Origin of the sequence: Lacisediminihabitans profunda (genome assembly GCF_008040105.1) — a bacterium.
In the GTDB taxonomy this organism is placed as follows: domain Bacteria; phylum Actinomycetota; class Actinomycetes; order Actinomycetales; family Microbacteriaceae; genus Lacisediminihabitans; species Lacisediminihabitans profunda.
Genome location: NZ_VRMG01000001.1, coordinates 1 through 22,664, shown reverse-complemented (window position 1 = coordinate 22,664; position 22,664 = coordinate 1). Strand labels below are relative to the sequence as shown.

Annotated in this window: 23 protein-coding genes; 8 read left to right on the top strand and 15 right to left on the bottom strand. The window is 69.1% G+C overall.

Annotated elements, in window-relative coordinates; all coding sequences use genetic code 11:
- The gene (locus FVP33_RS00115; protein WP_147781611.1) at positions 1 to 1,107 is read right to left on the bottom strand and encodes a substrate-binding domain-containing protein; all 1,107 of its coding nucleotides are present in this window, start codon (positions 1,105 to 1,107) and stop codon (positions 1 to 3) included.
- A 124-nt stretch (positions 1,108 to 1,231) separates the two neighbouring features.
- On the opposite strand from FVP33_RS00115, the gene FVP33_RS00110 reads away from it, so the two are divergent.
- From FVP33_RS00110 to FVP33_RS00100, 3 genes are all read left to right on the top strand, one after another.
- Positions 1,232 to 2,275 carry a LacI family DNA-binding transcriptional regulator gene (locus tag FVP33_RS00110; RefSeq protein WP_246142094.1) on the top strand — a complete coding sequence of 348 codons (1,044 nt, stop codon included), beginning with the start codon at positions 1,232 to 1,234 and terminating at the stop codon, positions 2,273 to 2,275.
- A 106-nt stretch (positions 2,276 to 2,381) separates the two neighbouring features.
- Positions 2,382 to 3,137 carry an SDR family oxidoreductase gene (locus FVP33_RS00105; protein WP_147781610.1) on the top strand — a complete coding sequence of 252 codons (756 nt, stop codon included), beginning with the start codon at positions 2,382 to 2,384 and terminating at the stop codon, positions 3,135 to 3,137.
- Between the two features lie 99 nt (positions 3,138 to 3,236).
- Positions 3,237 to 3,617, top strand: a complete 381-nt coding sequence (locus FVP33_RS00100) for a hypothetical protein (RefSeq protein ID WP_147781609.1) — start codon at positions 3,237 to 3,239, stop codon at positions 3,615 to 3,617.
- Positions 3,618 to 3,627: 10 nt separating this feature from the next.
- Here FVP33_RS00100 and FVP33_RS00095 read toward each other — a convergent pair whose 3' ends face one another.
- The 12 genes from FVP33_RS00095 to FVP33_RS00040 form a co-directional block, all read right to left on the bottom strand.
- On the bottom strand, positions 3,628 to 4,389 hold the full coding sequence (locus FVP33_RS00095; protein WP_147781608.1) for an SDR family oxidoreductase: 762 nt from the start codon (positions 4,387 to 4,389) through the stop codon (positions 3,628 to 3,630).
- 204 nt (positions 4,390 to 4,593) lie between these two features.
- A complete protein-coding gene (locus FVP33_RS00090; RefSeq protein ID WP_147781607.1) occupies positions 4,594 to 5,064 on the bottom strand; it encodes an Hsp20/alpha crystallin family protein in 471 nt (156 codons plus the stop codon).
- 161 nt (positions 5,065 to 5,225) lie between these two features.
- Positions 5,226 to 5,666, bottom strand: a complete 441-nt coding sequence (locus FVP33_RS00085; RefSeq protein ID WP_246142089.1) for an FMN-binding protein — start codon at positions 5,664 to 5,666, stop codon at positions 5,226 to 5,228.
- A complete protein-coding gene (locus FVP33_RS00080; RefSeq protein WP_147781606.1) occupies positions 5,663 to 7,069 on the bottom strand; it encodes a ferredoxin reductase family protein in 1,407 nt (468 codons plus the stop codon). Before FVP33_RS00080 ends, FVP33_RS00085 begins: the two co-directional genes overlap by 4 nt.
- Entirely contained in the window at positions 7,069 to 8,355 is a 1,287-nt protein-coding gene (locus FVP33_RS00075) for an ATP-binding protein (RefSeq protein WP_147781605.1), read from the bottom strand. Before FVP33_RS00075 ends, FVP33_RS00080 begins: the two co-directional genes overlap by 1 nt.
- 69 nt (positions 8,356 to 8,424) lie before the next feature.
- Positions 8,425 to 10,887 (bottom strand): HAD-IC family P-type ATPase, encoded by a 2,463-nt coding sequence (locus tag FVP33_RS00070; RefSeq protein ID WP_147781604.1) that lies wholly within the window; start codon positions 10,885 to 10,887, stop codon positions 8,425 to 8,427.
- A 734-nt stretch (positions 10,888 to 11,621) separates the two neighbouring features.
- Complete coding sequence (locus FVP33_RS00065; protein ID WP_222706577.1) at positions 11,622 to 12,554, bottom strand: alkaline phosphatase family protein; 933 nt, start codon at positions 12,552 to 12,554, stop codon at positions 11,622 to 11,624.
- A 66-nt stretch (positions 12,555 to 12,620) separates the two neighbouring features.
- Positions 12,621 to 13,586, bottom strand: coding sequence for a bifunctional riboflavin kinase/FAD synthetase (locus FVP33_RS00060; RefSeq protein WP_147781603.1), 966 nt, complete (start codon positions 13,584 to 13,586; stop codon positions 12,621 to 12,623).
- A complete protein-coding gene (locus FVP33_RS00055; protein WP_147781602.1) occupies positions 13,583 to 14,044 on the bottom strand; it encodes a hypothetical protein in 462 nt (153 codons plus the stop codon). Before FVP33_RS00055 ends, FVP33_RS00060 begins: the two co-directional genes overlap by 4 nt.
- Positions 14,045 to 14,054: 10 nt before the next feature.
- The gene (locus FVP33_RS00050; RefSeq protein ID WP_147781601.1) at positions 14,055 to 14,423 is read right to left on the bottom strand and encodes a hypothetical protein; all 369 of its coding nucleotides are present in this window, start codon (positions 14,421 to 14,423) and stop codon (positions 14,055 to 14,057) included.
- The gene (gene truB, locus FVP33_RS00045) at positions 14,420 to 15,331 is read right to left on the bottom strand and encodes a tRNA pseudouridine(55) synthase TruB (protein WP_147781600.1); all 912 of its coding nucleotides are present in this window, start codon (positions 15,329 to 15,331) and stop codon (positions 14,420 to 14,422) included. The genes FVP33_RS00050 and truB overlap by 4 nt, the downstream gene beginning before the upstream one ends.
- Positions 15,328 to 15,954 (bottom strand): TetR/AcrR family transcriptional regulator, encoded by a 627-nt coding sequence (locus tag FVP33_RS00040; protein ID WP_147781599.1) that lies wholly within the window; start codon positions 15,952 to 15,954, stop codon positions 15,328 to 15,330. Before FVP33_RS00040 ends, truB begins: the two co-directional genes overlap by 4 nt.
- A gap of 69 nt (positions 15,955 to 16,023) precedes the next feature.
- Between FVP33_RS00040 and FVP33_RS00035 the strand changes: the two genes are divergently transcribed.
- Positions 16,024 to 17,457: an MFS transporter gene (locus FVP33_RS00035; RefSeq protein ID WP_147781598.1), complete on the top strand. Its 1,434-nt coding sequence runs from the start codon at positions 16,024 to 16,026 to the stop codon at positions 17,455 to 17,457.
- Between the two features lie 540 nt (positions 17,458 to 17,997).
- Positions 17,998 to 18,996 carry a ketopantoate reductase family protein gene (locus FVP33_RS00030; RefSeq protein WP_147781597.1) on the top strand — a complete coding sequence of 333 codons (999 nt, stop codon included), beginning with the start codon at positions 17,998 to 18,000 and terminating at the stop codon, positions 18,994 to 18,996.
- 6 nt (positions 18,997 to 19,002) lie between these two features.
- Here FVP33_RS00030 and FVP33_RS00025 read toward each other — a convergent pair whose 3' ends face one another.
- Positions 19,003 to 19,632, bottom strand: a complete 630-nt coding sequence (locus FVP33_RS00025; protein WP_147781596.1) for a nucleoside/nucleotide kinase family protein — start codon at positions 19,630 to 19,632, stop codon at positions 19,003 to 19,005.
- A 53-nt stretch (positions 19,633 to 19,685) separates the two neighbouring features.
- Here FVP33_RS00025 and FVP33_RS00020 point away from each other — a divergent pair, with 53 nt between their 5' ends.
- Positions 19,686 to 20,555, top strand: a complete 870-nt coding sequence (locus FVP33_RS00020) for an HhH-GPD family protein (RefSeq protein ID WP_246142088.1) — start codon at positions 19,686 to 19,688, stop codon at positions 20,553 to 20,555.
- A gap of 38 nt (positions 20,556 to 20,593) precedes the next feature.
- Positions 20,594 to 21,454, top strand: coding sequence for an Fpg/Nei family DNA glycosylase (locus FVP33_RS00015; protein ID WP_147781595.1), 861 nt, complete (start codon positions 20,594 to 20,596; stop codon positions 21,452 to 21,454).
- Here the strand turns inward: FVP33_RS00015 and FVP33_RS00010 are convergent.
- Complete coding sequence (locus FVP33_RS00010) at positions 21,447 to 21,725, bottom strand: YciI family protein (protein ID WP_147781594.1); 279 nt, start codon at positions 21,723 to 21,725, stop codon at positions 21,447 to 21,449. The genes FVP33_RS00015 and FVP33_RS00010 overlap by 8 nt on opposite strands.
- A gap of 89 nt (positions 21,726 to 21,814) precedes the next feature.
- On the opposite strand from FVP33_RS00010, the gene FVP33_RS00005 reads away from it, so the two are divergent.
- Complete coding sequence (locus FVP33_RS00005; protein WP_147781593.1) at positions 21,815 to 22,633, top strand: SDR family NAD(P)-dependent oxidoreductase; 819 nt, start codon at positions 21,815 to 21,817, stop codon at positions 22,631 to 22,633.
- The last annotated feature ends 31 nt before the right edge of the window (positions 22,634 to 22,664 follow it).

Sequence of the window (22,664 nt, the reverse complement as noted above, 5' to 3'; positions counted from 1 at the left end):
TTACTTGCCCCAGCAGATCTTCGCTGCGTCGGCGCTCGTGATGCTCGTGAGTCCGTCGACCGGCTTGTCCGTCACCAGCTGAGATCCGGTGTTGAAGAAGTCGAGACCCGCAGAGACGGTCGGCTTGGCGCCGGTCTTGGCGAGCTTGACGATGGCCTCCATGCCGAGCGAGGCCATCTTCGACGGGTACTGCTGGCTCGTCGCACCGATGATGCCGTCGGTGACTTCCTTCACCCCCGTGCAACCGCCATCGATGGCCACGATGAGCGTGTCCTTCTCTTTGCCGGCGGCCTTGAGCGCCTGGTACGCGCCGTACGCGGCCGGCTCGTTGATCGCGTAGACCACGTTGATGTTCGGGTTCTTCGAGAGCAGCGTCTCCATCGCCGTTCGGCCGTCGGCCTCGTCGCCGTTGGAGGCCTGGTTGCCGGCGATCACGTAGTCGCCGCCCTTGCCGCCGGTGTACTTACCGGTCTTGTCCTCGTCGCCGTTCTTGGTCTTGTCCTTGACGTCGATTCCCATTCCGGTGAGGAAGCCCTGGTCGCGGTTGTAGTCCACGGAGGCCACCTGGTTGCTGAAGAGGTCGACCAGGCCGATCACGGCCTTCTTGCCGTCCAGCTGTGCGGCGGTCCACTTGCCGATGGCGAGGCCGGCGGCGAAGTTGTCGGTCGCGTATGTCACGTCGACGGTGTTCGCGGGGTCCGGCGGCGTGTCGAGCGCGATCACGACGAGGCCGGCCTTGCGCGCCTTGGTGATGGCACTGTTCACTGTGGAATCGGTCGGGGTGATCAGGATGCCCTTGTCACCGCGGGAGATCGAGTCCTCGATCGCCTGGATCTGCGTCGCGGCGTCGCCATCCTTCTTGCCGGCGGCGAGGGTCAGCTGAACGTTGTCCTTCGAGGCGGCGGCCTTCGCCGCGTCCTCCATGGCGACGAAGAACGGGTTGGTCGTGGTCTTCACGATGAGCGCAACGCCCACCTTGCCGGACGAGCCGGATCCACTCGTCGTGGCGGACGAACAGCCGGCCAGGCCGAGTGCCGCGATGGCGGCAATGGAACCGAGGGCAAGGAGACGCTTGGCCCTGACGGTGCTTGCGGTGTGATTCGACATTGAAACTTCCCTCTTGGGTAGGAGGCACTGCGGGTGCCTGACAACGGTGTCAGAGTTATGTCTAGAGCATCTTTACCTATATAGTCAAGCTCAGCGCCGAAATGGAGACCGATCCGTGACAACGATGTCAAGTTCGTCAATCGAACAAGCACCGCCGCCCCGCCGCCCCACGATGAAGAATGTCGCCGCCCTCGCCGGGGTGGGTATCAAGACCGTGTCCCGCGTCATGAACGGTGAGGCGAACGTCTCCGCCGCCACGACGGCGCGCGTCAACGAGGCGGCCGCGCAGCTCAACTACGAGCTGGACGTGCACGCCGGCAACCTCAAGCGGCTCGATCGTCGGAGCCGCACGCTCGGGCTCCTCGTCGGCAGCGTCGCGAACCCGTTCTCCGGAGCCATGCACCGGGCGGTGGAAGACGCCGCGATCGAGCGCGGCATCGCCGTGTTCGCCTCGAGCATGGACGACAATCCGGAGCGGGAGCGCCTCAGCGTCACGGCCTTCCTCCGGCGGCGCGTCGACGGCCTGATCCTCACCACCGCCACGAGCAGCCAGGGCTACCTGCTTCCCGAGCAGAGCCACGGAACCCCGCTCGTATTCGTCGACCGCGCCCCCGTGGGAATCGACGCGGATGCCGTGGTCAGCGACAACGCGATCGGCGCGGCGACGGCCACCCGGCATCTGATCGAACACGGTCACCGCAACATCGCGTACGTCGGGGACTCCCACGCCCTGCAGACCGCGCGCGAGCGGCGCCGGGGATTCCAGGAGGAGATCGGCCGCGCGGGCATCCCCACCGGCGACATCGCCCAGCTGGAAGACCTGCACAGCGAGGAAGCCGCCTTCGAGGCGGTCACCAGACTCGTGGCGGGCGAACACCCCCCGACGGCGATCTTCAGCAGCCAGAACCTCGTCACCGTGGGTGCGATCCGTGCCCTTCGGCGTCTCGGCCTGCAACACCGCATCGCGCTCGTCGGCTTTGACGACGTCGAGCTGAGCGACCTGCTCGAGCCGGCCATCACCGTGGTCGCGCAGAACCCGAGACGAATCGGCGAGCTCGCGATCGAGCGGATGTTCGCCAGGCTCGACGGGGACCACAGCGCGCCGAGCACGATCGTCGTGCCGACCACCCTCATCGTGCGCGGCTCCGGCGAGATCCGCCCGTCCTGACGCCGCCGGGACGACGCGCTCGCACCAGCAGTCGTTCGCCCCGATGTTCGCACTGCCGCGCCTCTTCGGCGATCATGGGGGGACGACCATCGAGAGGAAGCACGCCATGACCGGGAACCGCGTCGCCATCGTCACCGGAGCAGCACGAGGCATCGGAGCGGCGATCGCGAAGCGACTGTCGGCCGACGGGTTCGACATCGCGGTGATCGACCTCCGGGAGTCTGACACCGCCGAGACCGTGGCAGCCATCGTCGCCGCGGGCCGGAAGGCGATCGGCATCGGCGCCGACGTCTCCGACCTCGCCGGGGTCGAGAGCGCCGTCGAGCGCACGCGGAGCGAACTCGGCGCGCCGACGGTGCTCATCAACAACGCCGGCATCCTGCGCGACAACCTCCTCTTCAAGATGACCGAAGACGACTGGGATTCGGTGATGGCCGTGCACCTCCGGGGCGCGTTCCTGATGACCCGCGCGGTGCAGAAGCACCAGGTCGAGGCGAAGTGGGGTCGCATCGTGAGCCTCTCCAGCACCTCGGCCCTCGGCAACCGCGGCCAGGCGAACTACGCCGCGGCGAAGGCCGGCATCCAGGGCTTCACCAAGTCGGTCGCGATCGAACTCGGCCCGTTCGGTGTCACGGCCAACGCGATCGCGCCCGGGTTCATCGCCACCGACATGCTGCGCGGCACCGCGGAGCGGCTCGGGGTGAGCTTCGAGTATTTCCTCGGCGAGGCGGCGAAGGAGATCCCCGTTCGCCGGGTCGGACAGCCCGAGGACATCGCCGCACTCGCCTCGTTCTTCTGCTCGGATGAGGCGGGCTTCGTCTCCGGGCAGGTCGTCTACGCGGCCGGCGGCCCCAAGGCATAACGGCTCGCCCAGCGCGGCCTCGGCGGCATGCGGCGGCGGACACGCCAGAATGGGGCCCGGGCACGCCTCAACACCCGCCAGACGACATGAGTCATCGCCGTGACCGAGGAACTGCTCGTCTCGCTGTGGATCAAGGCCCGCTGGCACTTGATCGTGTCCCAGCTCGCCCCGACATTCCTGCTCATCGTCACGGTCGGACTGCTCGGCACCGGGCTCCAGTCCGCCCCGCTCATGGTGCGGCTCGCAGCCGTCGGCATCCTGCTCGCCTGCGGCATTCTCGGCGCCCTGGTACAGATCTCCGCTGCCGGGGAGGGACTGGCGATCATCGAAGACATGGGCGACGTGGATGCCCCCTCCGCGCTGAGCCTGCGGATCGTCGCCTCCCGGCCGTGGATCGCGGTCGTGCGGATCGTCGCTCCGACGATCTTCGTGCTCGTGTTCCTCGCCCTTCTCGTGGCGCTCTTCACCCCGGCGAAGTAGGGCTCGGCCTTCAGAACACGGGGCGCAGCATGGCGCCGCCGTCGATCACCAGGGTCTGCCCGGTGATCCATGCGGCGTCCTCCGACAGCAGGAAGGCGACGGCTCCCGCCACGTCGGCCGGTGTCCCGAGTCGGCCGAGCGGGTACCCCGCGGCGACCTCGGCCTCCCGCCCCTCGTAGAGCGCCCGCGCAAAGTCGGTCTTGACCACCGCCGGGGCGACGGCATTCACCCGGATTCTGGGGGCCAGTTCCAGGGCCAGTTGCGTGGTGAGGGAGATGAGGGCCGCCTTCGACACGCCGTAGGCACCGATCCCGGGGGTCGCGCCGAGCCCCGCGACCGAGGCGACGTTCACGACGGAGCCGTGGCGTTCGCCGAGGCCGTGCTCCACCGCCTCCCTGGCCCAGGCGAGCGCCGACACGACGTTGGTCCCGAGGATCTTGAGAAGCAGGCCGGGGTCGATGTCGAGCAGCGGTCCGAAGTGCGGATTGATGCCGACATTGCTCACGAAGTGGTCGAGGCCGCCGGTCCGCGCATCGATGAGGTGGAAGACCGCCGTTCGGTGCTCGGCATCGTCTGCCCGGCCGGCGAGCCAGAGTGCGGTGCCCGGCGGTCCGAGTCGCTCGGCGGCCGAGCGGAGCGCGTCTTCGCCCCGCCCCGTGATCACGACCCGCGCGCCCTCGGCGACCAGACGCTCGGCGACGGCGAATCCGATGCCGCGGCTCGCACCCGTGACGAGGGCCGTCGAACCCGTGAATCGTGCCAGTCCGGTCATCGCCCGCTCCCGCCTCCCCTTCTCTTTGTCTCCCTCATCTTCCGAAATCCATGCAATCCGGGCGCGACACGCTCGATGCTACACAGACACGCCGGGCATCGCCGAGAAATGCATGGATTTCGGAAGGGCGGAGGAAGGGCTGGAGGAGGGCGGGCGGGAGGGAGCGGCAGAGAGGAAGAAGGTGGGGCAGGGAGCGGGGCGACGTCAGCGGCGCGGGAACGGCGAGACGGCGTTGAACGACAGCGGGCTCACCTCGACCGTGGCGACGGGCGCGACCCTCGGCACGGAGAGCCGGCGCTTCGCCGGCCTGCTGACGACCGGGATCTCGATGCGCAACGAGCCGTCTTCGTAGCTCGCGGTCATCGAATCCAGGTCGAGGGCCTCCGCGGATCCGAGCTCGGGCGTCACGGGCACCGAGGCCCACTCCGAGGTGAGGCGGCGCGCTGTCAGCGCGTCGGCGCGCGATCCGTTCACCCGGATGGTGAGGCACTCCCCCGCGACGTCGATGTCGACCTCGGTGGATTCGCGTTCGACACCGGGGATCTCGGCGCAGACGATCACTCGATCGTCTTCGCGCAGGGCGGTGGTCGGCACGCTCCACGGGTGGCCGTGGCCGTCGAACTGAAGGGCGAGAACCCCGTCGACGTTGCGGAAAGTGTCCACGAAGACAGCCATCGTTCTCTCCTTCACCCGGGGCACGCACCCGATACGGCCCTGACTCCGACGCTACGCGCGCCATCCCACAACGACAAGGACTTATGTCACACGGTCTGCCCGGAGTTGCCGCTGCGCCGGGCGCCGTGCGAGGGTCGCGCCTCCGTCCTCGATGCCCGTGCCTAGAGCCCTGCCTTGTCCAGGGCCGACTGCACCGAGAGCAGGTAGGCCTTGCTCGTGTAGGTGGCCCCGCTCACATTCGAGACCTTGGCGGATTGCGACTTGATCACCGCGGAGCGCAGGATCGGCGCCGCGTAGTTGCTCAGCTGCACGGACCTGCCGCCCTGGTCGGTGAGGTGCAGAGCGACCACATCCGTGATCTTGCCGCCGGCCACCACCACCTTCACCTGCACGGTGCCATAGCGGGTGTTCTCGACCGCGCCGACGAACGAGCCGTCCGTAGCCGGCGATGCCGAAGCGCCAGGGGTGGCGGTGGTCGTGGCTGCCGGGGAGGCCGTGCCGCCGGGCGATTGGCCGGCGTCGAGCAGCGTGCCGACCTGCCAGGCGACGGCCAGCACCGCGAGCGACCCGACGGCACCCACCGCCGTCGCGCGCGCCCTCACCAGTCGAACCGTTCGGCGTGGATCTGGTGGTCGGGAATGCCGGCCGCGCGGGCGTCGGCCTCGACGAGGTCGAGCCACGGCGTGGGCCCGCACAGGTAGAGGTCACTCTCGAGCAGATCGGGGAACAGGCCGAGAATGGTGAGCCCGCGGTCGGCGTCGGCCTGGGTCATCCAGCCTGGTCCCGTTCGGGCTCGCGGGCCGATCATCGTCGTCACCTCGACCCCCTTCCGCTCCGCGAGCTGGAGGATCTCGCCCCAGAGGAACGTGTCGTCGAGCGTCGACGCCCGAAGAAGGATCGTGGCCTCCCCCGGCCGCAGCGTCGAGTCTTCGAGAAGCGCCCGCACCGGGGTGATGCCGATGCCAGCCACCACGATCGCCAGCCTCGGCGCCGTGCGGCCCGCATCCGTGAAGACGCCATACGGCCCCTCGAACCAGACGCGGGTGCCCGGCCGCACCGCACTGATGCTACGGCTCCCGCCGCCGAGGTCCCGCACGGTTATGCGCATTTCCGTGTCGGTCGCCATCGCCGACAGCGAGATCGGGTGGGAGTGCCACCAGGTTCCGAGCGTCCAGAACCGCCAGATGAAGAACTGGCCGCCCGCCGACTCGAGCGAACGGAGCCGACGACCGGTGAGGTAGATGGACACGACCCCCGGCGCCTCGGTGACGATCCGGCCGACCCGCAGCCGGTGGCGGAGGCTCGAGGCGAGCGGCTCCACCAGGCGGTGGGTGAGGATGGCGCCGAAGGCGAGCACGTAGAGCGCGAGCCAGTATGCCCGTTCGAAGCTGAACGGCGAGAAGACGCTGCCGATACTGAGCTGATGCGGAACCGAGGCGATCACCGCGGCATAGCTCAGCAGATGGGTGAGGTGCCACGTCTCGTAGCTGAACCGCCGCCGCACAGAGACGAAGGAGGTCACCACCACCACGACCAGGAGGGCCATCCCCACGATCGCGAGCGGCATGTCCGGAATGGCGAGCAGCGGCCCGATCTCGGCGATCGGATTGAGGCCGGAGGCCAGCCCGTAGCCGACGAGCAGGATCACCCCGTGGGACAGCAGCAGGTAGAACGCCGGCTTGCCGAGCGCGCGGTGCACGGCGATGGCCCGATCGTGGCCGACCGCGCGGTCGATGAATGGCACCCGCGCGGCGAGGATGAACATCGCAAGCACGAGGTTCGTCCCGACCAGCCCCGTCATGATGCCGACGCTCGTCACGGCATCCGAGACCGAGCCGAAGCGTGCGGTGCCGCCGGAGACGAGGAACAACGCGACCGCCACGGCGGAGGACAGCCAGAGCGCCACGACGAGCGCGTCGCCGATCCTCGCCCGGCGCCGATAGCGCGCCTCGTGGTCCGGCGGCGGGGTCGACAGGCGGATCGCCCCGGTGTCGTCGATGGACATCAGAGCCTCGCCAACAGTTCGATGTCCTGCAGGAACTCGTTTCCGACATCCTGGGACACCGTCGCGCGGGTGGCGGCGACCGCCTCGAGATAGTCCTCGGTGACCGGCCCCGTCGCTCCGTCGTCGGCGCCGCTCCGGTAGAACGCCTTCTCCAGGGCCCCCTGGGATGCCTTGCGGGCCGCGAACTCGATGTCGGCGGGCGAGAAGCCGTCCGTTCGCCGCACGAGCGACTCGAGGTCGATGGAGCCCGCGGCGGCCTCCGGAATGTAGCGTTCCCAGATCGAGCGTCGGGCGGCCTCGTCCGGCAGCCCGATCGGGATCACATAGTCGAACCTCCCGTGCCGGAGGAATGCCGAATCGAGGGCGCGGATGAAGTTGGTGGCGCAGACGAGCAGCCTGTCCGGCTGGTCGCGGAAGGCGGGGATGATCTTGAGGAGCTCGTTGGTGACACCCTGCAGCGGCGAGGGAGGTTCGCCGCTGCGCTGGGCCGCGATCTCCTCCACCTCGTCGATGAACACCACCGCGTGCTCGAGGTCCGCGATCTTGAGGAAGGTCTCCCGAAGGGCTCCGGCGAGCCCCTTGGGGTCCACGGCGAGACGGGACGGGAACACCTCGATGAACGACCACTCGAGCCGCGACGCTATGGCCCGGGCGAAGGTCGTCTTGCCGGTTCCTGGTGGCCCGAACAGCATCACCGCGCGCGGCGGCACCACGCCGAAGCTGTCCGCCAGATCCGGTTTGGCGAGCGGCATGACCAGCCGCCTCTCGAGCAACTCCTTTTCCCTCTGCATGCCGCCGATCTCATCCCACAGACCACGGGGCAGCACTCGGCCGCCGAGCTCGGCGAGCGTGTCGAGCTCCTTGCGCTGAACGGGAATCTGCCGTTCGAAGTAGCGCAGGTTCTTCTTGATCTCGAAACCCTGATCGACGAAAGCGTCAACGCGCATGGCGGTGTCCGGCAGCAGAGCGGAGAGCTTGGACAGCCCGTGCGGGGCCATCTGCCGCTCCAACGCCGCCAGCAGCGCTCGACCCACCCCCTGCTGCTGCCAGGCCTCGGTGGTGGAGAGGAAGACGATCCAGCCCTGTGCGTGCGCGGCTCGGCCCACGGCGGCCCCGATCACGACTTCGTCGTGCACCGCGACCACCGCGTGGTCCTCCTGGCAGGAAGCGAGCACCTCCGACAACCCGTAGACCGGCTCGGCGGGGGACGCCCGCATCTCCTCCCACAGGTGCAGGATGCCTTCGACGTCGTCGGCGTGGAAATCGCGGATTCGAAACGATGGCACTCTGCACTTCTCTCTCGATGAGGACCCGTCCACCACAGTGTGGCATGGCGGCGCCGCTGGGCGGGCGGCTCAATGGCTCCAGAAGGCGCCCCCGTGGTCGTCCGGTCGACGGCGCTCCAGGTAGCGGTGCACGAGCTCCACCACGACGCTTCCGAGCGCGCCGGCGGCCAACGACATCAAAAACAGCGGCGCGGGCGGCACCGCAAAGCCGAAGAAGTCGCGGATGAACGGCACGATGAGCACCCCGGCCACTCCCACGTACATCGCCAGCACGAGCGCCGCCCGCCTGAGGTCGAGCGGCCGGGCAAGGATGAGCAGAACCCACAGTGCCACCAGGGACAACGCGATCATCGAGCCGGTGTGTACCGCCCCAGCGGAGTAACGGCCGGCCGCACGGGCGTAGACGTTCACCGCGATGACCACCAGCGCCACGGTGACGCCGGACGGGATCGCGAACGTCAACGACCTCCGGAGGAACCCGGGCGTGTACCGGCGCGAGTTCGGCATCAGGGCGAGGAAGAAGGCCGGGATGCCGATCGTGAGCCCATCCGAGGCCGACAGTTGGCGAGGCAGGAAGGGGAACTCCCAGAGGAGGGCCCCGAACACCACGGAGAGAAGCACGGCGTAGGCGGTCTTGGTGAGGAACAGCATCGAGACCCGCTCCACGTTGGCGATCACCTGCCTCCCCTCCCGGATGATCCCAGGCAGATGCGCGAAGTCGCTGTCGAGCAACACGATCCGCGACACCGCCCTGGTGGCAGCCGACCCGGAGCCCATCGCGATGCCGATGTCTGCCTGCTTCACCGCCGGGGCGTCGTTCACGCCGTCTCCAGTCATCGCCACCACGTGCCCGCTGCTCTGCAGGGCGATCACCATGCGCTTCTTCTGGCTGGGCGTCACCCGGCCGAACACCGAATACCGCTCCATGATCGCCGCGAGCAACTGCGGGTCATGCGGCAGGTTGCGGGCGTCGTAGCCGTCCCCCTCCCAGTTGAGGCCCGCCCGCCTGGCGACCGCCGCCACCGTGTGGGGGTCGTCGCCCGAGAGCACCCTCAGGGCGACGCCCTGCTCGACGAGGTAGGCGAGGGTTCGCGCCGCGGTGGGCCGCAGTTTCTCGCCCAGGCTCACGATCACCGCGGGCCGGAGGGTCTCGGGAAGCAGGTCGTGGGCGGCCTGCTCGGCGGTCATCGGTTGCACGGAGTGCGCGAGAACGAGGGTGCGGTGGCCGGTGGCGGCCAGTCGGGCCGCCAGCTGCATCGCCGGCTGGTTCTCGGCCAGCTGCGCGCCCACCACCTCGTCGGGGGAACCGAGCACCCACAGTCCCCGCGCCGCCGCACCATCGAAGGTGACGGCGCTCCAGCGCCTCGAGGACGAGAACGGCACGGTGGCAGAGGGGTGAAGCTCCCCCGCGAGAGGGAAGTCGCCGCGAAGGGATCGAGTGGTCGCGTTCGCGTTCTCGTCCGCCGCGAACCAGGCGAGCACCTGGCGCCAATCCGAGCCGGCCGGAGTCTCGAACTCGTGCGCCGAGTCGAAGACGATCTCCCCCTCGGTGAGCGTGCCGGTCTTGTCGAAGCAGACGACATCCACCCTGGCGAGCCCCTCCACCGCCGCCAGCTCGTGGATGAGCACGCTCTGCCGCCCCAGCCGCACGGCTCCCGCCGCGAAGGCGATGCTCGTCATGAGCACGAGTCCGAGCGGGATCATGGCCACGACGCTCGCGATGGCGCCGACCGACGCGTGCCGCCACGCGCCGGAGGCGATGGCCTCCCCCCAGCCTCCCGCCGCCTGCATCTGCCCGTTTATCACGATGACCATGAGCGGGAAGAGGGCGACGCTGATCCAGCGGAGCACCCGGTTCACCGAGTTGCGCAGCTCGGAGTCGACGAGGGAGAACCGCTTGACGTCGGCGGTGAGCCGGCTCACGAAGGAGTCGGCCCCCACCCGAACCACCCGCGCGTTGCCCTTTCCGGCGACGACGGTCGAACCCGACGTCACCTCGTCCCCCACCGGCTTCTCCGCCGGGGCGGACTCCCCGGTGAGCAACGATTCGTCGATCTCCAGTCCCTCCGACAGCAGCACCACCGCGTCCGCCGGTACCAGGTCGCCGGTGTGCAGCACGATGACGTCGTCCTGGACGACATCCGCCATGGCGATCTCCCGCACGACTCCCGCCCTCAGAACCCGGGCGTGGGGCGCATTGAAGAGGGCGAGCCTGTCGAGTGCCCGCTTCGAGCGGTACTCCTGCACGACGCCGATGAGGGCGTTACCGAGGGCGGCGAGCCCGAACAGCGCATCCTGCCACTGCCCGAGGAGAAGAAGCAGCACGGCGCTGCCGATCACAATCGTGTTGAGCAGGGTGAACAGGTTGGTGCGCAGAATGTGCCAGAAGCTCCGGCTGGGGGGCGTCGGCTGGAAGTTGGTGAGTCCGGCGGCGATCCGCTCGGCAACCTGGTCGGCGTCGAGACCGTCCGTCGCGAGTGTCGCGCCGTCGAGGGCGGGCAGCACGATGGCCTCGCCAGTCGATTCGCGCATCCGGTCCCGTGCTCCCAGCATCCTCAGGGAGACGGCGACCACCGATGGGCCGCCCGTCCCTTCCCCCAGTGTGCCGCCGGAGACCGCCTCGCGCTAGGGGACTAAGGACTTGACAGCGGGCGTCCCGGGAACCATCGCCCCTAGGTGGGGTGGGCGGGCTCCGATCGCGGTGGGGCCTGTGGTGATGGTATTCGTGGAGCCAAGCGCGTTGTGCAGGACGGCGCCGCCGCCCACGGGTGCCCGCCCCACAGACTCCAGTTACGCAGGACGGGTTGTGCAGGACGGCTCCGGTGTCCACAGGTGCCCACCCCGCAGACTCCAGTTGTGCAGGACGGGTTGTGCAGGACACCTCGGGCGGATAACGAGGACGAGAGGTGCAGAACCGACGGGAGCGCCCTGCAGACCGGAACCCCCCGGGTCGCCACCCCTGCTGTGTCCTGCACAAGCTGTCCTGCATAACCAGAGTCTGCGGGGTAGGCATCCGCGCCTCCGGGGTCCGTCCTGCAGAACACGGCCCGACCGACGCGGGCGGCAACGCTAACGGCTGAAGGGCCGAGACGGTCCAGCCTCCGGCGAGCATCGTCGTGGCGACCGGCGACCGTCATGCGCATGCGGCGGAGGGCGGCCGCGACGGAGTCGAGGTCCACGACCACGACATCCGCAACGTCGCCGACGGCCGCGAACGTCCGTAACTGTGCTTGGAGTCAAAGCAGCATCAGCGTGGCACAGTACACCTAGGGCGAGGCTCCGATCGGGAGAGCGAATGCCGACGACAGGGACGGCGCCGCGGCCGCGCCGAAGAGGTGGGGCACCCCCGCCACGTCCTCGAGAAGCCTGGTCACCGAGTAGTGGCTGAGGGGCGTTGTCACCACGTGCGCCCTCTGGCTCGGGTGCACGACCACGGTCAACACCGTGTTGCCCGGCGAATCGTCGTTCTCGTCCGCGGTGATCAGCACCGCGAGGTGACCCGAGGCCCAGTCCGGGCCGGCGAAGAGCTTCTCCATCCAGCCCCTGATCCAGGTGTCGGCCGTGCCGAGCGGACAGTCGTGGGCATCGTTGCAGAGGTTGGGCAAGACCATTCCCACGGTGGGCAGAGTGCCGGCGGCGATCGTCGCGCCGAGGCCCCCGATCGGCACGTCGTATCGGCCGCAGAGACTCCGTTCGGCGGCGAAATAGGCCCACGGGTTGTGCTTGACCGCATAGTGGTCGCCGCCGTTCGCGAGGGCGCAGTTGCCCGGCATCCCCTCGGCGAACAACGCCGCCGTCTTTCCCGCGGCGATCGCCTGCCCGAAAACCGACGCTCCGGAGCGGATCTCGTTGGCCGACGGGGAGGCGTCGTCCGTGATGCCGTAAGTCTGGCCACCGACGAGAGCGATGTAGTTGGGCAGGGAGGGATGCCGGATCGCCGCGTAGCGGGTCGCGTAGCCGAACGTCGTGGCCAGCCCGAACGTGTACGTCATCTGGGCCGTCATCTGGTCGAGGGAGTGGTTCTCGACGACGATCACGAGCACCTTGCTGACGACTCCGGAGGACGGCGAAACGGATGGCGCAGGAGCCGACTCGGACCCGCCGACGGGCTTCGGCGCGGCAGTGGTGCACCCCGTGAGGACCGCCCCCGTGAGCATCCCGAGAACGAGACAGGCCTTCAGGCCGGCGCGATGGAGCATCCCTCATGGTAGGCCGACGATCTTTCCCCCGCGTGGTGGTCGACGGCCCGTAAGGCCGGTTGATGCCTACGCGCGCGGACCGATCGGAGCAGAACGCGCCGGCATCTCGAGGAGTTGCCGCACTCGCGCCTCGTCAGCCGTCATCTGCACGACCAGGTCGTCGACGCTCGCGAATTTCTCCATGCCGCGGATGTATTCGACGAACGCGATCTCCACCGTCTTTCCGTAGAGGTCGAGGTCTTCGTCGAGAAGATGGGCCTCGATCTGCTTGTCCGGAACCCCCACGAACGTCGGGTTGTTGCCGATGGACACGGCGGCCGGCATGGTGCGGCCGTCCACGGTCGCGTAGGCGGCATAGACCCCGTCCGCCGGCACGAAGCCCTCCACCGACCGGGACAGGTTCGCGGTGGGGTAGCCGAGCGCACGGCCACGGCGCTCCCCCGGCACCACGATTCCGCGCACGGTGGGCCGGCGCTCGAGCAGGGCGGCCGCCTCGCCGACCCGGCCCTCGGCGAGCAGCCCGCGGATCCAGGTGGAGGAGATCACTCGATCGCCGTACGGACGCACCGCCTCGATCACGCGCACCTCGAACCCGTGGCTGAGGCCGAGTCGTTCGAGCAACTCGACGGTGCCGAGCCCCCGGTGGCCGAACCTGAAGTCGGGGCCCACGAAGACGAGCCTCGCGTGCAGGGCGTTCACGAGCACGTCCAGCACGAAGTCCTCGGGTGTCTTGAGGCTGAACGCCTCGGTGAACTCGATCATCACCACCGCGTCGACGCCCGTCGTTTCCAGAACCGCGCGTTTCTGGTCATTGCTGGTGAGGCTCTCCGGGCACTTGTCCGGGCGCAGGAGGGCCAGTGGATGGCGGTCGAAGGTGAGCACCGTCGATACGAGGCCCGCCTGAGCGGCCTCCTGCCGAAGGCGCGCGATCACGCTGCGATGACCGGCGTGCACACCATCGAACTTCCCGATGGTGACGGCCGAGGGGCCGAAGTCGGCCGGCACCTCGGCGAGCGAGGAGAAGAACTTCATGCCGGCACATCCGAGTGGACGACATCGGGCGAGCTGGGGCGCCGCGAGCGCAGGTAAAGCAACCCGAGTACCGGAAGCACGAGCGGGATCAACAGGTAGCCGAGCCCGTAGGCCGACCAGACCGTGGAGTCCCGGCCGAACGGGTTGACGCTGGTGAGCCCGAGGGCGGCCGGACTCACGACACTCACCGTGCCGATCACGAGCACGCCGAGCAACTCGAAGCCGATCGTGATCCACGCCACGCGATACCAGACCGGTCCGGGCGCGATGAGGGCGACGGTAGCGACGATGTAGACCAGCGCGGAGAGCGCGGAGAGCGAGAAGGCCAGTGGCGCCTCGGAGAAGCGATCGATGATCTGGAACACGGATCGACCGGTCGCCGCAAGAGCGAGGATCCCGTAGACGAGAACGAGCACGCGTCCGGCGCCGACAGCGCGGGAGGAAGAGTTGGCAGCCATCACGTCAAGATTAGGCCACCTGAACGGTCCAGATTTGATACATCCGGAAGACCATGACCGCGACAGCCAGACAGGCGACGCCGAGAATGACCGTGCTCCAGCGATTTCGCTCCACCAGGGCCCAGAATCCGGCGATCGGCACGAGGATTATCGCCGAGACGAGGTAGACGTAGAACTCGAGCAGGCTCCCCGTCGGCGGGTTGCCGACCGCCGGCGCGACGATCGCGACGACGAGCTGCACCACGAGAAGCAACTCCACCACGAGCGCCGCGCCCATCGACCAGTCGTTCGGGGCGCGGCCGGCGAATCCGAGGGCGAGGCAGAGGAGCCCGGAGAGTACGGCGACGCCCACCTGCACCCAGGTGAACCACTCGATCACGCGGTCACCTCATCGGTGGGGAAGTTCACGAGCGGCTTCGCGGTGTGCCCGTCGAACCCGATGAGGCCCACGAGGCGGCCGTCCGGCGCGATGGCCGCGAGCGGGCCGGCCCCGCCCGACCACTCGTCGTCGACGAGCCGCTTGCCGTGCCCGAGGTCGATGGCCTGCGACTCGGTGAGCGGATAGGTGTCGAAGAGCCGGGACGCGACGTCGGCGGGGCCGAGCAGCGCGGTGGCGACATCCATCGTCTCCAGGTCCGCGGCATCGGCCACCGAGAACGGGCCGATCCTCGTGCGTCGAAGCGCCGTGAGATGGCCGCCGACCCCGAGCGCGGCCCCGAGATCGCGGGCGATCGCGCGGATGTAGGTGCCCGAGGAGCATTCGACGCGCACGTCGACGTCGAGGTAATCGCCGGCGGCGCGGGAGTCGAGCACCTCGAGGGCGGACACCGTGACGGTGCGGGCAGCGAGCTCCACGGTTTCCCCCGCCCGGGCGAGCGTGTACGCGCGCTTGCCATCGACCTTGATGGCGCTCACGCTGCTCGGAACCTGGCTGATCTCGCCGGTGAGAGGTTCGAGGGCCGAGGCGATCGCCGCCCCATCGAGGGCGGCCACGGCGCCGGGCGGCGCGGTGCTCGTGACCTCCCCCTCCGCATCGTCGGTGGAGGTCGCGGCCCCGAGCCGGATGGTCGCGAAGTACTCCTTGTCGAGGCCGACCAGGTAGGTGAGAAGCCGGGTCGAGCTGTTGATGCCCAGCACGAGCAACCCGGTCGCCATCGGGTCGAGCGTGCCGGCGTGCCCGACCTTGCGGGTGCCGGCGCGTTTGCGGGTGCGCGAGACGGCGTCGTGGCTCGTGATGCCCTGCGGCTTGTCGACGAGCAGGATGCCGCTGCGCCCGGCGGCGCTCACGCGCCGGTCCCCGCGCGCTCGGCGGCCTCGCGGCGCTCCGTCTTCGCGAGTTCGAGCATGATGTCGATCTTCTCCGGGAAGGCGTGGGTGAGCAGCTCGTGAACGTCGGGGTCCCGGTCGAAGTCGTCGGTCATCCGCAGTCCGATCATGGTGTTGATGAGCATGCCACCGGCGAGAAACTGCTGGGACTCGTCCGGGCTGAAGCCGGCTTCGTGGCGTAGGAAACGGTACACGAGGATGAATCCCTCGCGGGCCGCCGCCCCGATCTCCGGGTCTCGGCCGAGCACGAATCCGTGCATGAGCGAGAGGAGCAACCCTCGGTCGGCCGCGAGTCCGATGTAGGCGAGGCCGATGCGCCGCTGAATGGGAACACCGGAGACGGTGTCGGTGAGCGCGGCCCGGAACGCCGCGAGCAGGTGGTCGAGCGCGCGCTGCAGGACGGCGAGGAACAGCTTCTCCTTGGTTCCGAACACGCGCACGACGTACGGCTGGCTCACGCCGGCGGCCCGGGCGACCTGCGCGGTCGTCGTGCCGTCGTAGCCGTGGTCGCCGAACACCGTCGTCGCCGCCTGGAGGATGAGTTCTCGCCGGTCTTCCGCGCGCATCCTGGTTCCGTCAGTCATGCTTGACAGGTTATCAGTCGATGCCTTATCGTCGAATTAAGTAATCAGACGATAACTAAGTGAGGGATCATGACCACTCTCGAAGCCCCGGTCCAGACCGGCACGAACATCCGCCGGCGAGTTCCCGTCTGGCTGGCGATCATCGCCGCCTCCCTGCCCATGTTCATGGCGACCCTCGACAACCTCGTCATGACGAGCGCGCTCCCCGTGATCCGAACGAGCCTCGACGCGGGCATCACCGAGCTGCAGTGGTTCGTCAACGCCTACACACTGAGCTTCGCCACGTTCATGCTCATGGCGGTGGCCCTCGGCGACCGCTACGGCCGGCGTACCCTGTTCGTGATCGGCATCGCCATCTTCACGGCGAGCTCCGCCCTCTCGGCGCTGAGCACCGAGCCCTGGATGCTCATCGTCACCCGTGCCGTCCAGGGCGTCGGCGCAGCCGCCCTGATGCCGCTCTCCCTCACCCTCCTCGTCGGCTCGGTGAGCGCCAGGCTCCGGCCGCTCGCGATCGGAATCTGGGGCGGCATCTCCGGCCTCGGTGTAGCCCTCGGGCCGCTCATCGGCGGCGCGATCGTTGAGGGCTGGAACTGGCAGGCCATCTTCTGGATCAACGTGCCCGTCGGCATCGTCTCCGTTCCACTGGTACTGCTCGCCCTGCCGAACAGCTTCGGTGCCAGGCTCCGCGCGGATGTCGTGGGACTCCTTCTCGTCGGGGTGGGAGTGCTCGGACTCGTCTACGGCATCATCCGGGGAAACGACGCGGGCTGGGGCAGCCTCGAGGTGGTCGGCTCGCTCGCGGGCGGCGTCGTGCTCGTTCTCGCCTTCCTCGCCTGGGAGGCGCGCACGCCCAGCCCCCTGCTGCCGCTCCGGCTCTTCCGCGACCGCAGCTTCAGCATCGCCAACATCGTGGGAATCGCCTTCAGTTTCGGCATCTTCGGCTCGATCTTCATCCTCATCCAGTTCCTGCAGATAGTGCAGGGCCACTCCCCGCTGCAGGCCGGGATCATGACCATGCCGTGGACCCTTGCCCCCATGGTGATCGCCCCGCTCGCCGGCCTCGTCGCGCCCCGAGTGGGCACCCGCACCCTCATCGTGGCGGGGCTGCTGCTGCAGTCCATCGCCATCTTCTGGCTCGGCGGAGTGATGACCGCCGACGTGAAGTACGTCGCCCTCCTCGGCCCGTTCCTCTTCGCCGGCGTGGGGATGGGGCTCGTCTTCGCCCCCTCGTCGACGGCGGTGCTCGCGAACATCGTCGACGCCGACCGGGCGAAGGCGAGCGGCACCAACTCCACGCTGCGCGAGATCGGCGTCGCCCTCGGCATCGCCGTGCTCACCGCGGTGTTCACGGGCGCCGGCGGGCAGCTCACCCCCACCGGGTATGTCAACGCGGCGATCCCCGCCGTGACGGTCGGCGCCTTCGCCCTGCTCGGCTCCGCCCTCGTCGCCCTGCTTCTCCCGTCCGGTCGGGTGCTCGCGCCCTCGGTCGGCCGCGCGAAGTAGGTTGGTTGATTGGGCGTGACGACTCGCTTCGGTCGGTGAACGTGAGCGAGGTTGTGGACGATCTCGTGGTCGTGGACCTCGATCCTTCGCGACCGCCCGGCCGCCCTCCGCTGCATGCCGGTCGCCGCAATGCCGGAGGCTGGACCTTTTCGGCCCTCTCGTTGTGGCCGCCCGCGTCGGTCGGGCCGTGTTCTGCAGGACGGGCCCCGGAGGCTTGGTTGCCTACCCGGCAGACTCCAGTTGTGCAGGACAGCTTGTGCAGGACACGGCAGGGGGGGGGTGTGGCGCCCCGAACGGTCCCGGTCTGCAGGACGCTCCCGTCGGTTCTGCACCTATCGTCCTCGCCATCCGCCCGAACCGTCCTGCTGAACTCGTCCTGCACAACTGGAGTCTGCGGGGCGGGCACCTGTGGGCGGCGGCACCATCCTGCACAACGCGCCTGGCTCCACGAATACCATCCCCGCACAACCGCGAGCGGAGCCCGCCCACCCATCAGCTGGTTAACCAACGTCCCTGGGCAGTACAACTAGGATTCCTAGCATGAGGGTTGCGGTCATCGGCGCGGGGGCCGTGGGAGGCACGATCGCCGCGCTGCTCGACCGGGCGGGACACACCGTAGACGTCACGGCCCGGGGCGAACACCTCGCGGCGATCGCGGCGAACGGGCTGAAGCTCAGCGGGGCCTGGGGCGAGCACACCGCGCGAGTTCAGGCTGCCGCCGCGCTCACCAGAAGCCCTGACCTCGCGATCGTCACCGCTAAGGCGCAGGATGCGGAGTCCGCGCTCCGGGCGAACGCCGCGATGATCGTCGGCATCCCCGTCGTCGTCGTGCAAAACGGGCTTCGCTCGATCGTGGTCGCCAAGCGCGCGGCCCCGCGATCCGACATCGTCGGCGGACTGGCGCTCTTCGCCGCCTCCTTTCTCTCCCCCGGCCAGGTGAAGGTCACCACGGCGGGAAGCACCTACCTCGGCGGCGATCTGCTGCCCACCCTCTACGCGTCCCGGCTTCTCGGCGAGGTCCTGCCGGTCACCTCCACCGGCAACTTCGAGGGCGCGCAGTGGACGAAGCTCATCGTGAACCAGGTCAACGCGCTGCCCGCGATCACCGGCCTGAGCGCGCAGGACGTCATCGCCGACCGCGCGCTGCGGGCGGTCATGACCGAGAGCATGCGCGAGGCGGTGCGGGTAGGCATCGCCCGGGGCGTCGAATTCGAGAAGCTCCAGGGGCTCTCCGACCGGATGCTGCACCTGCTCGTGCGCCTGCCGGCATCGGTGGCCCAGGCGCTCCCCCTGCTCATGCGGGCCAGGATGGGTCGCACGCCCAACCCGGGATCGACGCTGCAGAGCATCCGCCGGCACCAGCCGACCGAGATCGACTACCTCAACGGCGCGGTCGTGGAGGCTGGCTCCGAGGTCGACGTCGCCACTCCGGTCAACGACCTCCTGGTACAGATGGTGCACGAAGTCGAGCGCACGGGTGAGTTCATCGCCCCCGCGGACGTCGCCGCGAGAATCGACCGGCTGGCGGTAATCGGGTAGAGCCGGTCAGCAGGCGTCGGCGAAGACCCGGCGCGGGTGATCGACGTCGCGATTGTCGATGATGGCCACGGCTGCGGCGCGGGGGTTCGCCTCCTCGAGGTAGAGCGCATCGGCGCCCTGTTCGGCCGACTCGCCGCCCTCGTCTTCCGGTCGCGGCACGTCGAGCCAGACCGAATAGTTCCAGAGCCCGGCCAGCTCGCGACGGTTGAGGAAGACCCCCTCGACGATGAGGATCGCGTCCTTGCCCGCCGTCATCCACTTCGGCGGCAACGGGGCGTCGCGCTTCTCGTCATAGGCGGCGAGCACAAAACCCGTGCTGCCGGAGGCTCGGAACGGGTCGATCAGCACGCGCGTGAGCACCGAATAGTCGAAGGCGTCGCGGTAGAACGACTCAGCCGTCTCGGCACTCTGGCTCTCGCGCCTGGCGTGCGTCTTGCGGAAGTCCCGGATCGAGGCGACGAACACCTTGTGCCCGGCGTCGCGCATCGCGTCGGCGAGGGCGGCGGCGAACTCCGCCGTGCCGGCGGTGGACGATCCGTCGATGGCGACGATCGCCCGACCGGAGCCGTAGTGGTGCAGGATCTCGCCGGCGAGCGCCTCGAGCTGGTCCTTCTTCTCTGGTGCCCATCTGGCCATGTCACAAGACTACGCCGGGCGACGGAATCCAAATCGGAATCTAGAGTGGGACGGTGAGCATCGTGCCGGCCGTGAACGCGTGGTTCCGAGCCAACGGGCGCGACCTCCCCTGGCGCCGACCGGGCTTCACCGCGTGGGGAACCCTGGTGAGTGAGTTCATGCTCCAGCAGACCCCCGTCGTGCGCGTGATCCCGCGGCTCGAGGCCTGGCTCGCCCGGTGGCCGACACCCGCCGCTCTCGCGGCGGTGCCGAGCGGCGAGGCGGTGCGCGCCTGGGACCGGCTCGGCTACCCGCGCCGAGCGCTCAACCTGCACGCGGCGGCCGTGACCATCACCGAGCGGCACGGCGGGGTCGTGCCGCACGACGTCGGCGAACTCCTCGCCCTGCCCGGGGTCGGGGACTACACCGCGCGGGCGATCGCGGTCTTCGCGTACGGCCACCGGCATCCCGTCGTCGACACCAATGTGCGGCGGGTGATCGCGCGCGCCATCGACGCCCGGGCCGAGCCTGGGCCGCCCTCCTCCCGGCGGGACCTCGCGGCGATGGAGGCGATCCTCCCGCCCGACGTGGAGGAGTCGACGGTGGCGAACGCCGCGATCATGGAGCTCGGGGCGGTCGTCTGCACCGCGCGGGCGCCCCGCTGCGAGGACTGCCCGATCCGCGACCTGTGCGCGTGGCGGGCCGCCGGCTACCCGGAATACCTCGGCGCGCGCCAGCCGGTGCAGAAGAAGTTCGAGGGTTCGGACCGGCAGGTGCGCGGGCTCATCCTTCGCGAGCTCCGGGCGTCGGACGTGCCCGTTACCCGCTCGGAGATCGACACGGTGTGGCCGGATGCGGCGCAGCGCGAACGGGCGCTGCTCGGCCTGCTCACCGACGGCCTCGTCACCGGCTCGGTCGCCGACGGCTACCAGCTTCCCGGCTGACCTTTCGGGATGTCGCCGCCGTGGCGGAGACTGGAGGCGTGCCCGAGCTGCCCGAAATCCACGCCCTCGTCTCCGACCTCGGCGCGCGCCTCACCGGCCGTACCGTCGACCGGGTCGACGTGATCTCCTTCGCGGCACTCAAGACCTTCGACCCGCCGATGTCCGCCCTGGCCGGCCGGGTGATCGGGCCGCTCTCTCGGCACGGGAAGTTCCTCGACATCGCGATCGGCGACCTGCACCTCGTGCTTCACCTCGCCCGCGCCGGCTGGATCCGTTGGCGCGACGGCCCATCCCAGCCCTCGAAGGGCCTCGGCAAGGGACCGCTCGCCGCGCGGCTCGTGCTCGACGACGGGTCCGGAATCGACATCACCGAGGCCGGCACGAAGAAGAGCCTCGCCCTCTGGGTTGTGCGCGACCCGCTCGAGGTGCCCGGCATCGCGCGGCTCGGTCCGGACCCGCTCGCGCCAGCCTTCACCGAGGAGGTCTTCGCCGGCATCCTCGCCTCCGCCGGGCGCTCTCAGATCAAGGGCGTGCTGCGCAACCAGTCGATCATCGCCGGCATCGGCAACGCGTATTCCGACGAGATCCTGCACCTGGCCAGGATGTCCCCATTCAAGCCGGCGGCGATGGCACCGCACGAAGTCGCCCGGCTGTATGCCGCCCTGCAGGAGGAGCTGCGCGGGGCGATCGCGCGAGCGGACGGGCTCGCCGCCTCGGAGCTCAAGAGGGAGAAGAGGTCCGGGATGCGGGTGCACGGCCGCGCCGGCGAGGCCTGCCCGGTGTGCGGCGACACCATACGGCAGGTGATCTTCGCCGATTCGACGCTGCAGTACTGCCCGACCTGCCAGACCGGGGGCAGGCCGCTCGCCGACCGGGTGCTCAGTCGACTGCTCAAGTAGCGTCGTAGACGAGCGGATCCCACTCGCGCACGGCGGAGGCGACGACGACGCCCTCCGTGACGAAGGGGTCGCCGCTCATGAATCGCTCGCCGGCCTCGCGGGACCGGAAGACACACATCGCGCCCTCCGTCGCCGGATCACCGAACGTGCCGATCATCCAGATCCCGCCGCCGAGCGCGAACTCGTCGACGTATGCGTGGTGTCGCGGATAAACCTCGCCCGCCCGGTCGAAACCGCCGGGGTTCGGGGTGTAGAAGCTCACGTAGAACACGACAACATCGTATTCCGCGAATCCCCGCCCGGCACCCGCGCCGAACGGCGCCGCCGGGCTTTAATCGATCGAGACGACGAAGGGCAACAATGACTGCACGAACGATAGTGATCACCGGGGCGAGCGACGGGATCGGCGCGGCTGCCGCACGAGCCCTGAAGGCGCGCGGCGACACGGTGGTCATCGTGGGGCGGTCCCCCGAGAAGACCCAGGCGATCGCGGCCGAGCTCGACGTGGACTGCTACGCGGCCGACTTCGCGGACCTGGGCCAGGTGCGGTCACTCGCGGCCGAACTGCTCGCGCGCTACCCCCGCATCGACGTGCTCGCCAACAATGCCGGCGGCATCATGGCCAGGCGCGAACTCACCGTCGACGGCCATGAGAAGACGTTCCAGGTGAACCACCTCGCGCCCTTCCTGCTCACGACCCTGCTGATGCAACGCCTGGTGGACAGCTCGGCGAGCGTGATCAACACGTCCAGCAGAGCCAATCGCTACGGCCGGATCGACATCGACGACCTCGATCTGGCGAATGGGTATTCGGCCAACCGGGCATACGGCAACGGCAAGCTGGCCAACATCCTCTTCACCCGGGAGCTCCATCGGCGCTACCACGAGGCCGGAATCTCGACTGCCGCCTTCCACCCCGGGGTCGTCGCCACGAGCTTCGCCGCGAACTCGACCAGCTTCATGCGCCTCGGCTACACCGGCTTCTTCTCCCGCTTCATGCTCTCGCCCGAGCAGGGGGCGGACACCCTGGTCTGGCTGGCCACGACGACGCCCGGCACCGACTGGGTCTCCGGCGAGTACTACGAGAAGCGGGCCATCCAGAAGGCGAACAAGCAGGCATACGACGACGAACTCGCCCGCGCGCTCTGGGAGCGCAGCGAGGCAGCGGTCACGCGGTAGAGACCTAGTTGTAGTTCCCAGGGACGTTGTG

What these genes read in the sequence shown, in the direction of transcription:
- FVP33_RS00090 (WP_147781607.1), bottom strand. Translation starts at nt 5,064, where the DNA reads ATGGCTGTCTTCGTGGACACTTTCCGCAACGTCGACGGGGTTCTCGCC.
- FVP33_RS00055 (WP_147781602.1), bottom strand. Translation starts at nt 14,044, where the DNA reads ATGGCTGCCAACTCTTCCTCCCGCGCTGTCGGCGCCGGACGCGTGCTC.
- FVP33_RS00040 (WP_147781599.1), bottom strand. Translation starts at nt 15,954, where the DNA reads ATGACTGACGGAACCAGGATGCGCGCGGAAGACCGGCGAGAACTCATC.
- FVP33_RS00005 (WP_147781593.1), top strand. Translation starts at nt 21,815, where the DNA reads ATGACTGCACGAACGATAGTGATCACCGGGGCGAGCGACGGGATCGGC.
- FVP33_RS00070 (WP_147781604.1), bottom strand. Translation starts at nt 10,887, where the DNA reads ATGCGCGAATCGACTGGCGAGGCCATCGTGCTGCCCGCCCTCGACGGC.
- FVP33_RS00080 (WP_147781606.1), bottom strand. Translation starts at nt 7,069, where the DNA reads ATGTCCATCGACGACACCGGGGCGATCCGCCTGTCGACCCCGCCGCCG.
- FVP33_RS00105 (WP_147781610.1), top strand. Translation starts at nt 2,382, where the DNA reads ATGACCGGGAACCGCGTCGCCATCGTCACCGGAGCAGCACGAGGCATC.
- FVP33_RS00030 (WP_147781597.1), top strand. Translation starts at nt 17,998, where the DNA reads ATGAGGGTTGCGGTCATCGGCGCGGGGGCCGTGGGAGGCACGATCGCC.
- FVP33_RS00025 (WP_147781596.1), bottom strand. Translation starts at nt 19,632, where the DNA reads ATGGCCAGATGGGCACCAGAGAAGAAGGACCAGCTCGAGGCGCTCGCC.
- FVP33_RS00035 (WP_147781598.1), top strand. Translation starts at nt 16,024, where the DNA reads ATGACCACTCTCGAAGCCCCGGTCCAGACCGGCACGAACATCCGCCGG.
- FVP33_RS00060 (WP_147781603.1), bottom strand. Translation starts at nt 13,586, where the DNA reads ATGAAGTTCTTCTCCTCGCTCGCCGAGGTGCCGGCCGACTTCGGCCCC.
- FVP33_RS00115 (WP_147781611.1), bottom strand. Translation starts at nt 1,107, where the DNA reads ATGTCGAATCACACCGCAAGCACCGTCAGGGCCAAGCGTCTCCTTGCC.
- FVP33_RS00110 (WP_246142094.1), top strand. Translation starts at nt 1,232, where the DNA reads ATGTCAAGTTCGTCAATCGAACAAGCACCGCCGCCCCGCCGCCCCACG.
- FVP33_RS00095 (WP_147781608.1), bottom strand. Translation starts at nt 4,389, where the DNA reads ATGACCGGACTGGCACGATTCACGGGTTCGACGGCCCTCGTCACGGGT.
- FVP33_RS00065 (WP_222706577.1), bottom strand. Translation starts at nt 12,554, where the DNA reads ATGCTCCATCGCGCCGGCCTGAAGGCCTGTCTCGTTCTCGGGATGCTC.